This is a genomic window from Arthrobacter sp. B1805 (assembly GCF_002929745.1).
Classification (GTDB): domain Bacteria; phylum Actinomycetota; class Actinomycetes; order Actinomycetales; family Micrococcaceae; genus Arthrobacter_D.
Map to the genome: position 1 here is coordinate 228467 of NZ_PJIQ01000004.1, position 11655 is coordinate 240121.

Annotated in this window: 8 protein-coding genes; 2 read left to right on the forward strand and 6 right to left on the reverse strand. The window is 67.1% G+C overall.

Annotated elements, in window-relative coordinates; genetic code table 11:
- Complete coding sequence (locus CXQ96_RS06570) at positions 1–1293, reverse strand: ABC transporter substrate-binding protein (RefSeq protein WP_104117220.1); 1293 nt, start codon at positions 1291–1293, stop codon at positions 1–3.
- 153 nt (positions 1294–1446) lie between these two features.
- On the opposite strand from CXQ96_RS06570, the gene CXQ96_RS06575 reads away from it, so the two are divergent.
- Positions 1447–2430: an acetylxylan esterase gene (locus tag CXQ96_RS06575; protein ID WP_104117221.1), complete on the forward strand. Its 984-nt coding sequence runs from the start codon at positions 1447–1449 to the stop codon at positions 2428–2430.
- Between the two features lie 90 nt (positions 2431–2520).
- Here the strand turns inward: CXQ96_RS06575 and CXQ96_RS06580 are convergent, their stop codons facing one another.
- The 5 genes from CXQ96_RS06580 to CXQ96_RS06600 all read right to left on the reverse strand — a co-directional run bounded on the left by CXQ96_RS06580 (position 2521) and on the right by CXQ96_RS06600 (position 9719).
- On the reverse strand, positions 2521–2970 hold the full coding sequence (locus CXQ96_RS06580; protein WP_258058913.1) for a BLUF domain-containing protein: 450 nt from the start codon (positions 2968–2970) through the stop codon (positions 2521–2523).
- 172 nt (positions 2971–3142) lie between these two features.
- Complete coding sequence (locus CXQ96_RS06585) at positions 3143–5707, reverse strand: rhamnogalacturonan lyase (protein ID WP_104117305.1); 2565 nt, start codon at positions 5705–5707, stop codon at positions 3143–3145.
- 131 nt (positions 5708–5838) lie between these two features.
- A complete protein-coding gene (locus tag CXQ96_RS06590) occupies positions 5839–6996 on the reverse strand; it encodes a mannitol-1-phosphate 5-dehydrogenase (protein ID WP_104117222.1) in 1158 nt (385 codons plus the stop codon).
- A complete protein-coding gene (locus tag CXQ96_RS06595; RefSeq protein WP_104117223.1) occupies positions 6997–8928 on the reverse strand; it encodes a PTS mannitol transporter subunit IICBA in 1932 nt (643 codons plus the stop codon).
- Positions 8929–8990: 62 nt separating this feature from the next.
- Positions 8991–9719 (reverse strand): TetR/AcrR family transcriptional regulator, encoded by a 729-nt coding sequence (locus tag CXQ96_RS06600; RefSeq protein WP_104117224.1) that lies wholly within the window; start codon positions 9717–9719, stop codon positions 8991–8993.
- A gap of 119 nt (positions 9720–9838) precedes the next feature.
- Between CXQ96_RS06600 and ptsP the strand changes: the two genes are divergently transcribed.
- Positions 9839–11524, forward strand: a complete 1686-nt coding sequence (gene ptsP, locus CXQ96_RS06605) for a phosphoenolpyruvate--protein phosphotransferase (protein WP_104117225.1) — start codon at positions 9839–9841, stop codon at positions 11522–11524.
- Positions 11525–11655 lie beyond the last annotated feature (131 nt).

The window sequence follows — 11655 nt, forward strand, 5'->3', positions numbered from 1 at the left end:
CTAGCTACCGAGCGTGACGGAGGCTTCGTCGAAGAACTGCCGGGCGGCGTCTTCAGGCGTCACGGAGCCGAGGCCGATCGACTTGCCGAGGTCCCAGAAGGTCTGCTCGATGGCACCGAAACCGGCGACGGGTGCTGCCGGAGCATCCCCCATGCGGTCCTCGATGGAGTCGAGGTAGTCCTTGACCGCCTTGTCGGGCCCTTCGAGGTTGGCACCCTCGAGCTGGGTCTCCGACGCAGGGATACCGAGCGTTGCACCGAAGATCCCGCCCACCTCGGGGCTGTTGATGAGGAAGTCGACGAAGGCCGCAGCTGCCTCGGGGTGCTCGGTGGAGGCGGAGGCCGCCTGCATCAGGCCGACCTTCTGGTACAGGTCCTTCTCGTCCGGGTTGTCCGTGGGAGGAGCGACGATCGTGATCTCCTCGGCACCGGAATCACCCAGGTAGCCGCCGAGGAAGTTGCTCCAGCTCATCTCGCTGGTGGTCAGGTTGCCACCGAAGCCGGAGACCGGGCTGATCTCCTCGAGCTTGCTCTGCGGGACGGTGACCTTGTCGCGGTTCTCCTGGCCTTCCTTCCAGTGCTCAGCGAGCTCTTCCTGCGTGAAGTTGAGCTCGCCGTCCTCCGTGAAGAGCTGACGGCCTTCCTGGCGCAGCTTCAACTCGAAGTCCTGGATGCGCTGCGTGGTGTCGGTGCCACCGTAGACGGTTCCCCCCGACGCCTCGGTGACCGAGGCCATGTAGGCGTTGTAGTCGTCCCAGCTGGTGCCGCCCTCGTAGGGCTCCACGCCGGCAGTGGCCAGGAGCGCGGGGTTCTGGAAGACGGACCAGGCACTGTATCCGGTGGGGATGGCGAACGTGCCGTCCTCGAGCTTGCCGGTCGACAGGAGGCTCTCGTCGATGGCGTCGGTGGTGATGCCGTTGCCGAAGTACTCCTCGAGGTCGAGCAGCAGACCGTTGTCGCCGTACTGGCGGAGGTAGGTGTAGTCGAACTGCATCACGTCCGGCAACCCGCCGCCCGCAGCTTCGGTCTGGCGCTTCTCCCAGTAGGAGGGGTAGTCCGTGAACGTGTCGTTGATCGTGATGTTCGGGAACTTCTCCTCGAACGCAGCGATCGCCTTGTCGTAGCGGGCCGCGCGATCGTCATTGCCCCAGAACGTGTAGTTGAGCGTGATCTGCTCTTCGGTGTCGAGGGCTGCTGGCTCGCCCCCGCCGCCGCCGCAACCGGTCAGGACCAATCCTGTGGCGGCTAGGGCTGCGACGCCCGTGAGCGTGCGCCGTGAGAGTGTGCGGAACATCTTTGTCCTCCTGGAAAACTTCTTCGTCAGCCATCGTGGAACGCCTTCGGGAAAGCGTTATCCACAGCGTAGATTGAATCGTATCAACGGTCAACAGCCGGTTTGTGTCCGGGCTCTATCTTCGCCTATCCGTGCTGTGGCAGGATGCAGCCCATGCCACAATTCGATCTCCCTCTGTCCGAACTGCGGACCTACCTTCCCCAGCGCGAGGAACCCGCCGACTTCGACGGCTTCTGGGACCGCACGCTCGCTGCGCAACGTCCGTACGTCGCCGCTCCCCGCTTCGAGGAGGTCGACGCCGGCTACACCCAGCTGGTCACGGAGGACGTCACTTTCGCCGGCTACGACGGCGAGCCCATCAAGGCCTGGCTGCTGACGCCGCGTCACCTCACCGGTCCCCTGCCGACGGTCATCACCTACATCGGCTACGGCGGCGGGCGGGGGCTGCTCGGGGAATGGACCGGGCTCCCCAGCGCGGGCTTCGCCCACTTCGTCATGGACCTGCGCGGACAGGGCTCCGGGCACCGCACCGGCGATACCACGGATGGAGGGTTCGCCGGGCCGCACCTCGGCGGCTTCATGACGCTCGGTATCAGCAGCCCCGACTCCTACTACTATCGGCGCCTCTTCGTCGATGCGGTGCATGCCGTCGAAGCCGCCCAGGCGCATCCTGCCGTCGATCCCTCCCGCGTCGTCATCTCCGGCGGGAGCCAGGGCGGCGGCATCACGCTCGCCGCCGCCGCCCTCACCCAGCGCGTGAACGACGTCCCACCCGTCGGCGCCATCGTCGATGTCCCATTCCTCGCCCACATGCGCCGCGCCACCGAGATCGTCGACACGGCCCCCTATTCGGAGATCGCACGGTACCTGGGCACACGGCGCAACGACGTCGAGACCGTGTTCCGCACCCTGAGCTACTTCGACGGAGTGAACTTCGCGGCGCGCGCCACGATGCCTGCGATGTTCTCGGTAGGACTTCTCGACGCCGTCTGCCCGCCATCCTGCGTCTTCGCCGCCCACAACCACTATGCGGGGCCCAAACGCATGAAGGTCTACCCCTACAACGGGCACGAGCAGGGGGGCGCCTTCCAGGACGTCGAGCACCTGGCGTTCATCAACGAACAGGTCCGGACCTGACGCGCTGCCGACGGTGACACTGCTATCGCCGGCTCGGATTGTCACCCGTCATCGTGTGATCGGCAGAGGCGTTGGTCGTCACCGCAGGCGTCACCTCAGCTGGATGGCGCGATCCTGGAACCATCGGATCAGCTCGCGCAGGGCGCGGACCGATCGCTGGGGATCGTCGTCGTCCTCGACGTCGGACAGGGTCGCGCGATACCCGGGAATCTCGTCCGCCATCCTGTCGGACACGGGCTCGTAGCCCATCGTCCAGTCGGGGAAGTACCGCCGGTCGATGGTCTCCTGGAGGAGTATGCGCACCTCGAGGTGACGGGGATCAGCGGCGATGACCGACATACGATGACGCAGTGCATCCTCGGGGCCCTCGAGCACCTGCAGGAAACGCCCTTCGCGGTAGAGCAACATCCCCGTGAGCTGCGAGCGCGCATTGTTCTCGCGGCAGAGGACCAGTAGCGCCCCGAGATCCTCGTCCGTGAAGGGGTGCGCTGCACTGCTCGAGTAGACGATCGACAGCAGGTTGTTCTCGGGAAGGGTCATGCTGCCCAACCTACCGGGGCCGCCAGGCGGTGGGCGAACGAACCTTTCCCTTCCGCTGGGCCATCGTTCCCCCGCCCTGGGGCGGTAGCATCGGGCGCCTGCGGAAACAGCTCCGGCAGGGCCGCGTGCCCGTCCGCACGCGACCCTGCCGGAGGTTCGTTGCCCGACGCCGTCAGTCCAGCGTGGAGCGGACCTTCGACCCTGCGTACGCGAGCTGGATGCGCGCGTCCTCCGAGACGGTGCCGGGCTTCTTCTGCTCCAGCCGTCCGAGGAACTTCTCGAGCGCCCTGGCGGCGTTGCCGGCCTGGTCGCGTTCGACCGCACGCTGAGCCTGGTCGAGCGACGCCCGCAGTTGCTGGACGGCCGGCCCGGATACCTCTCCCGCGACGACGAGCGCCTCGTACTGACGCTGCAGGGCTGGAAGCGCGCCCGGCAGGTAAGCATCGGGGACGGGAACACGGGTGAAGTCGGTGTCCGACGCGAGGTAGAAGCCCGTGTACGCGGGCTGGTTGTAGGCCGTGTTCTGGCGAGCAGTCTCGGCACGGTATTGCGGATCGTGCATCAGGGTGTACAGCTTGCGGTCCGTCACCTCGGTGCTCATGAAGATCCGGATGGCCGAGCTGTCCGCAGTCCGGACCAGCAGCTCCTCGCGCCAGTCACCGAGGACGTCGGCCACGAGCGAGGGGTTTCCCTTGGTTCCGTTGTTGGTCCGGGTGCCCGTCGCCGTCAGGAGCCGCCCCCGGCGTGCGTCGTCGATGGTCGGCGTCTGGTTGCCCGACCCGTTGACGAGTTGCGTGGTGCCGTCGGCTGCCCACCGGATGCTCATGTTGGTTCCGTACCCACTGCCGGGGAGGACCCGCCCGGCAGCCGATCGCAGGCCCACGGCCCAGTTCTCGATCCCGCGGACGGTGGGATCGACGTCGCCGATCATCCCTCGACCGGTGTCCTTGCCGGTATATCCCCCGAACAGCACCTCGCCGGTCGAGGCGTCCCGCATCGCCCAGCCGTACGGCGCGCCCGTCGCTCCCTCGTGGACGGAGAAGATCTCCTGGCCCGGGCGGTCCGGATCGATATCGGTGACGTGAATGGCATCTCCGTGACCGAGCTTGGCCTCCGTGCCGGGTGCCGCACTGCCTTCGGGGAGCGTATCGAAGGAGCTGTACAGCAACGAGCCGTCATCGTCGATGGTCGCGCTTCCGTAGACGATCTCCTGCCTGCCGTCGCCGTCGACGTCGAAGGCGCTGAGGGAGTGGAAGCCCTGGCCTGCGAGGGTGCCGAACTCCTCACTGCTCCCCGTTCCGCCATGGGGGCCGCTGTTGAACGGATTGGCCATGGGCACGTGACCGGAGTCGACGACCCAGTCCTGCGTCAACTGCTCGCCGTCCCAGCTGTAGGCGACGACGTTGGCGCGCGTGTAGTAGCCCCGGGCGAAGACGGCGGAGGGGTTCTGCCCGTCCAGGTACGCGACACCGGCGAGGAAGCGGTCCACCCGGTTGCCCGGCTCGATCCGCGACATCGCGTAGTCGCCCCACAGCAGGCCGTCGTCACCGCGGCCGGGCTCGTACGGGACCGTCTCCAGTTCCGCTCCGGTCGCTCCGTCGAACACGCTCAGGTACTCGGGGCCGTCGAGGATGAAGCCCTCGAAGGCGCGCAGGTTGTTCCGGGCGCTGCGTGCCGGCGCGTAGACGTCCATGAAGTAGTCCGCCATGGCGCGGGCATCGGCGTCGGACAACGGGTAGTCGTAGCGTTCCTCGATACCGAATGCCGCCTCGAGCGTGCGGGGCCAGGTGCCGGCCTCCACCTCGGGGTGGTCCTGCCAGCCCTTGAACAGCCCGACCACGTGCTCGTAGTAGCCGCCGGCGCTCAGCCTGTAGTCGTCCTCGTTGGTGAACCCCGCAGCGATGTCCGCCTCCGGAAGCGTCACGTAGCTCTCGGACGTGACGTCGCCGGCGGGCCCGTACGTGGTGGTCTTCGTTCCCGGCGCCGTCTTGAGCATCAGCTCGGATCGGCCGTCGCCGTCGAAGTCCGACACCATGAACTGGGTGTAGTGCGCGCCCGACCGGATGTTGACGCCGAGGTCCACGCGGCTCAGCAGGCGCCCCTCCCCCGTGTAGGTGTCGATGTAGGTGGTGCCGGTATACCCGATCTGGGAGACGTCCTTCGAGTTCGAGGGCTCCCACTTGACGAAGTACTCGTACGCGCCGTCACCGTCGACGTCCCCGACACTCATATCGCTCGCCGAATAGGTGTATGCCTCCCCGGTCGGTGTTACGCCGTCCGCCGGTTTCACGAGGGGCAGGTCCTTGGACGCCTGGGTCCACGGGGTCACCTCCGCGCTCACCTCGACTTCCACTCCGCCCACGACGGCGCCGACGCTGTATTGCGCGCCGGCGGCAGCGGCGCCGACCACGGCTGTGTCGAGATAGTTGGTGCTGTTCGTGACCGTACCGATCGCTTCACCGTTGCGGTAGACGGTGAAGTCGGTGCCGGTGAGGCCGTCCGCCGTCGCACCCGCCACCTCGGTCGCCTTGAGCCGCCAGCTGAGGAAGACTCCCTGGGGCGTTGCGGCGGCGACGAGCCCCCGGTCGAGGTATTCGAGCTGCACTCCGCCGATGGGAGCGGCGTTCCCGGTGCCGTGCCCCTGGGCCATCGCGGGAACGGCGAGTCCTGAGAGGGTCAGCACGACCCCGGTGGCGAGGACCGTGCACGTCGAAACCGCTGACTTGATCGAACTCATCATTGAATCCCTTGGTTGGAAAACGCTTTCCATTTCCAACCTAGGGTTGGACGCGGTCCCCGTCAAGGGTAGGGAACGGAAAAAGAGGGAGCAGCTTCTGCTGCTCCCTCTCATCTCCTGCTGGTCGTGCGCTATTCGCTAGGGTGCCCCGGCGCGTGCTGGGCGATGAGGTCCCGCACCGGGCCGTAGAGCGGATGATCCGCTCCGAGACCCGTGATCGACGTCGTCGCCTCCCCTGGCTCCTGGCTCGCGAGGATCTCCGCCAGCGCCGTCACCTCGGGATCATCGGGCGCGGAGAAGGACAGCGCCGCACGCATCGCCTCGAGCAGCGCCGCCGGGTGGATGCCCGCCTCCGCCAGCTCGGCAGCAGGGCCGACGAAGCGTTCCTTCCGGCTCAACTTGCGCAGTGGCGCCCGTCCGACACGCACCACGGTGTCCGGCAGGTGCTGGTTCGTGAAGCGCCGCAGGATCTTTCGAACATAGGCCTCCTGCTCCGAAGGATCGAAGCCGTGCTTGGACACCAGGAGCTGCTTCGTCTCGTCGAGCACGGCGCGCACCTTGCCGGCGATGGCGTCGTCGGCCATGGCGTCCGCGATCTTCTCGACACCCGCAGCGTAGCCGAAGTAGGCCGCCGACGCGTGACCGGTGTTGACCGTGAAGAGTTTGCGCTCGATGTAGGGTGCGAGGTCGTCGACGTACGTCGCCCCCGGGATCTCGGGCGCGCTGCCCTTGAACGGCGTGCGGTCGATGACCCACTCGAAGAAGCTCTCGACCGTGACGTCGAGTCCCTGCCCGGGATCCTGGTTCGGCACGATGCGGTCGACGGCGGTGTTGGCGAACACCGCCCGGGACGCCAGGTCCAGCGAGGGGCCGTCGTACACCTGCTCGACCTCACGGTGCAGGATGTCCGTCGCGTTGATGGCGTTCTCACACGCCATGACCTGCAGCGGTGCCAGCTCGTCACTGCGCCGGGCAATCGCCCGGGCGATGACCGGCGCGAGGAACTTCAGCACGTTCGGGCCGACCGCGGTGGTCACGATGTCCGCCGTCGCGATCTCGGCGATGACGTCGTCCTCCTGCGAGCGTGAGTTGAGCGCACGGTAGTTGTCCACCGTCTTCACTGCGGGTGCGTCGCCCACCTCATGGACGTCGTAGCTGGGCGTCGTGGCGAGCTGGTCGATCAGTGCGTCCGCGACATCCGCGAACACCACCTCGTACCCGGCCTCGTGGAGCAGGAGCCCCACGAAGCCGCGCCCGATGTTGCCGGCACCGAAATGTACTGCCTTCACTTAAGCGTTGACCTTTCCGAAGAGGGCAAGGACCTCGTCCACCGAGGTGGCCTCGTCGAGCTTGGCCACCTGGTCCTTGTCGGAGAACACGCGAGCGATCGCGGACAGGATGGACAGGTGCTCGTTGTTGACACCGGCGACGCCGACGACGAACTTGACCTGCTTGCCATTCCAGTCGATGCCCTCGGGGTAGCGGACGATCGAGACGGCGGACCGCTTGATCAGGTCCTTGGCCGCGTTCGTCCCGTGCGGGATCGCGAGGAAGTTGCCCATGTAGGTCGGGACGGACTTCTCGCGCTCGTGCATCGCTGCGACGTAGTCGGAATCCACGGCACCACGCTCTACCAGCAGGCGGCCGGCCTCGTTGATGGCGTCCTCCTGCGTGGTCGCGGTGCCGCTCAGCACGACGCTCTCCTGCGCGAGGACATCGTGAGCGCTCCCCGCATCAGCCTCGGCAGCCACTGCGGCGGGCGTGGGGTTCTTCGGGTCGACTCCGCCGTCGGCCGAGGCGCTGGCACGCACGAGCTCCACGATCTCGTCGTAGCGGGGGCTGTTCATGAAGTTATCGACGGCGACGTGCGTGGCACTCTGCGTCAGGGGCTCGGCGCGGGCGGCGAGGTCCTGGTGCGTGACGACGACGTCGTAGTCGTCCTTCAGGTTCGAGATCGCGAGGTTCGTGACCTTGACGTCCGGGAACCCTGCTGCCTTGATCTTGTTCCGGAGCACCGATGCACCCATGGCCGACGAACCCATGCCTGCGTCGCAGGCGAACACGATGTTCCGGATAGGGCCCTCGGTCGCTGCGGAGGAGCGGAAGCTGCCGGCTACCGAGCTCTTCTTGCCCTTGAGGCCTTCCATCTTCGAAGCCGCACCGGCGATGTCGTCGTCCGTGGACTTGGTGGTCTTCAGGATGACCGAACCGATCAGGAAGGAGACCGCAGCAGCCATCAGGACGGAGAGGGTGACACCGACGAAGCTGTCCTGGGCCGTAGCCGCGTACACGGCGATGATGCTGCCGGGCGCCGCCGGGGAGCGGAGACCCGCGCCGGTCAGCACGAGCGTGAAGATGCCGGCCATACCGCCACCGATGACGGCGAGCACCATGAGGGGCTTCATCAGGACGTAGGGGAAGTAAATCTCGTGGATGCCTCCCAGGAACTGGATGATGATCGCTCCGGGTGCGGATGCCTTCGCCATGCCGCGGCCGAAGACCGCGTAGGCGAGGAGGAGTCCGAGGCCCGGGCCGGGGTTCGCCTCGAGCAGGAACAGGAGGGACTTGCCCGTCTCCGTCGCCTGCTCCGTGGCCAGCGGCGTGAGCACGCCGTAGTTGATGGCGTTGTTCAGGAAGAGGATCTTCGCCGGCTCGATCAGGATGCTGGTGAAGGGCAGGAGGCCGGTGTTGACGAGGAAGTCCACGCCCTTGCCTGCAGCGTCACTGAAGAGCGTGACCAGCGGGCCGACGGCGAGCAGGCCGAAGACCGCCATGAACGCGGAGAAGATACCCGCGGAGAAGTTGTTGACCAGCATCTCGAAGCCGGGGCGGATCTTGCCGTCCCAGATCGCGTCGATCTTCTTCATGAGGAACGCGGTCAGTGGTCCCATGATCATCGCGCCGATGAACATCGGGATGTCGGTGCCCACGATGACACCCATGGTTGCGGCCGCACCCACCACACCGCCACGGACGTCGTAGACCATCTTTCCGCCGGTGTACCCGATCAGCAGGGGCAGGAGGAAGGTGATCATGGGGCCGACAAGGGCCCCGATCGTCTCGTTCGGGAAGTATCCGGCCGGGATGAACAGCGCCGTGATCAGGCCCCACGCGATGAACGCGCCGATGTTCGGCATGATCATCGCCGAGAGGAACGACCCGAATTTCTGGACACGGACCCGGGCACTGGTGCCGGACCTCGCTTCTAGTTGTGTTGCCACATTCTTTCCTTACCGTTGTCCCCGCAACCTTGCGGGGAGGGATGGGTTGTCGGCGGGAAGCGTCAGCTTCCCGACCTGCTGGAGATGCGCTGGAGCCATTCGAGGAAGAGCTTCAGTTCGGAGCTGGACAATTGGTCGGGGTGCGAGGACTGCAGTGCCGCGTTGAGCGCGATCGCCGCGACGACGACGGAAGGGGTGCCCTCCGTCTGCGTGGTGGGATCGCCCTCGGAATCCGTGGCGACCGCCGAGATCACGGCCTCCCGCGTCATGGCCGAGAGCTCGAGGTTGCGCTTGGCCGCCGGTTCCGCGATCAGCATGAGGGTCACGCCGATGTTGGCGGCGAGCATGCTGCGCGCCGCTTCCCGCGGTGACACCACGAGGCGGGCCGCTGCGGCCGCCCGCGCGAGGACCTCCTCGAGGAACGCCTCTGCGCTGGCCACCATGGACGGCCTGCGCTCGGGCCTGATGTTGCCGAACATCACGAGATAGAGGTGCGGATGGTCGAGGCCGAACTGCACATGGTTGTCCCAGTGGTTCCGGAGGTCCTCGATCGGTTGCCCCGACGCCGGGAGTCCCCGCTCGGCGTCCAGGTATTCCGAGAACCCTTCCGCGACGACGGCGTCGAACAGGCCCTCCTTGTCACCGAAGTGGTGGTACAGCGTCGGTGCTGTGACCCGGGCGGCCTGAGTGATCTGCCGGGTCGAGACGGGCTCGCCGTTGGACTCCGCAAGCAGTGCTGCGGCTGCCTTCAGGAGCCTCGCCTTAGGCGCTGGTTCGCCTACTTTTTTCATGCCTGCTACCGTAGCACCTATAGCACTGTTATATGAACCAGGTCACAAATAGTTTTTGCCTGTCGCGGCACAATGGTGTTAGACCGAGACCACCACCGGCAAGGAAACGAGGACATTCGATGGAGAATTTCACAGGGGTCGGAGTCAGTCCCGGACGCGTGATCGGTCCCGTCCGCCATATGCCGCCGTCGGTCGGTGAACCTGCGGCAGGTGAACGTCATGACACGCCCGACGCCCCGGAGGAAGCGGTCGCTGCTCTCAAGACCGCGTCGAAGGCTGTCCAGGAAGAACTGAAGCGCAGGGCCGAAGCCGCCAAGGGTGACGCCAAGGCCGTCCTGCAGGCGACGTCCCTCATGGCCGCGGATCCCATGTTGCTGAAGTCCGCCACCAAGCTCATCAACAACGGCACGTCGCCGGCACGAGCGGTGTGGGAGGCCGGCGCCTCGGTCGCCGAGATGCTCCACAACCTCGGCGGCTACATGGCCGAGCGCACCGCGGACGTGCTCGACGTCCGTTCGCGCATCGTCGCCCAGCTGCGGGGACTCCCGGCGCCCGGCATCCCGTCCTCGGACACGCCCTTCATCCTGGTTGCCGAGGACCTCGCCCCGGCGGACACCGCGACACTGGACCCCGCGATGGTCCTCGCCCTTGTCACCTCGGGCGGTGGCCCGCAGTCACACACCGCGATCATCGCCCGATCCCTCGGACTTCCCGCCGTCGTCGCCGCCACGGGCGTCGATGACATCGACGACGGCGCCGTCGTCTTCGTGGACGGAGCGGCCGGAACGATCGCGCTCGATCCCGGGGCGGACGAGGAAGCCGCCGCCGAGGCATACAAGGCTGCCGCCGCAGCGCTGACGGTGTTCGACGGCGTCGGTGTCACCTCCGACGGACACGAGGTTCCCCTGCTGGCCAACGTGGGCGGAGCGAGGGACGCCGTCAAGGCTGCCGAGGCGAAGGCCCAGGGCGTCGGCCTGCTCCGCACGGAGTTCTGCTTCCTCGGGCGCGACACCGAGCCGACGGCCCAGGAGCAGGTCGAGGCGTACAAGGGCGTCTTCGACGCCTTCCCGGGTCAGAAGGTCGTCGTGCGCACGCTTGACGCGGGCGCCGACAAACCGCTGCCGTTCCTCACCGACTCCACCGAGCCCAACCCCGCGCTCGGCGTCCGGGGCTACCGGACCGATCTCACGTCTCCCGGCGTCCTCGAGCGCCAGCTCCAGGCGATCGCGGATGCCGCCTCGCAGTCGAGCGCGGACGTGTGGGTCATGGCACCCATGATCTCGACCGCGGAGGAGGCGGCCGACTTCGCCAAGCTGTGCAGCAACGCAGGCCTGCAGACGCCGGGCGTCATGGTCGAGGTGCCCTCGGCGGCGTTGATGGCCGAGGCGATCCTCGGTGAGGTGGCCTTCGCGAGCCTCGGTACCAACGACCTGACGCAGTACACGATGGCCGCGGACCGACAGCTCGGCTCGCTGGCCGCCCTCAACAACTCGTGGCAGCCGGCGGTCCTCCGCATGGTCAAGCTGACCGTCGAGGGCTCAGCCGCCGAAGGGCACGCGAAGCCCGTGGGAGTCTGTGGTGAGGCAGCAGCGGACCCGGCCCTCGCCGTCGTCCTCGTGGGACTCGGCGTCTCCACGCTCTCGATGACACCGCGCGCCCTCGCCGGTGTCGGTGCCGTCCTGAACAGCGTGACCCTGGCGGAGGCACAGCGGATCGCCGGGATCTCCGTTGCGGCACCAACTGCCGCCGAAGCGCGTGAACGGGCGCGGGCCGAGCTGCCCGTGCTCGAATCGCTCGGGCTCTGACACCCGGCTGCTCGTGGCCGCAGCTTCACGGCGGCCACGGGCGGCACCGTGCTGGAAGGAGCGCCACCCCTGGCGATGACAGCCCTTCGTCCGGACACCGGCAGCCAGGAAACGAACGGCTCGAGCTGCGC

Excerpts from the sequence above, each read along its gene's own strand:
- CXQ96_RS06600 (WP_104117224.1), bottom strand. The coding sequence starts at position 9,719 with ATGAAAAAAGTAGGCGAACCAGCGCCTAAGGCGAGGCTCCTGAAGGCA.
- CXQ96_RS06575 (WP_104117221.1), top strand. The coding sequence starts at position 1,447 with ATGCCACAATTCGATCTCCCTCTGTCCGAACTGCGGACCTACCTTCCC.
- CXQ96_RS06585 (WP_104117305.1), bottom strand. The coding sequence starts at position 5,707 with ATGAGTTCGATCAAGTCAGCGGTTTCGACGTGCACGGTCCTCGCCACC.
- CXQ96_RS06580 (WP_258058913.1), bottom strand. The coding sequence starts at position 2,970 with ATGACCCTTCCCGAGAACAACCTGCTGTCGATCGTCTACTCGAGCAGT.
- CXQ96_RS06570 (WP_104117220.1), bottom strand. The coding sequence starts at position 1,293 with ATGTTCCGCACACTCTCACGGCGCACGCTCACGGGCGTCGCAGCCCTA.
- ptsP (WP_104117225.1), top strand. The coding sequence starts at position 9,839 with ATGGAGAATTTCACAGGGGTCGGAGTCAGTCCCGGACGCGTGATCGGT.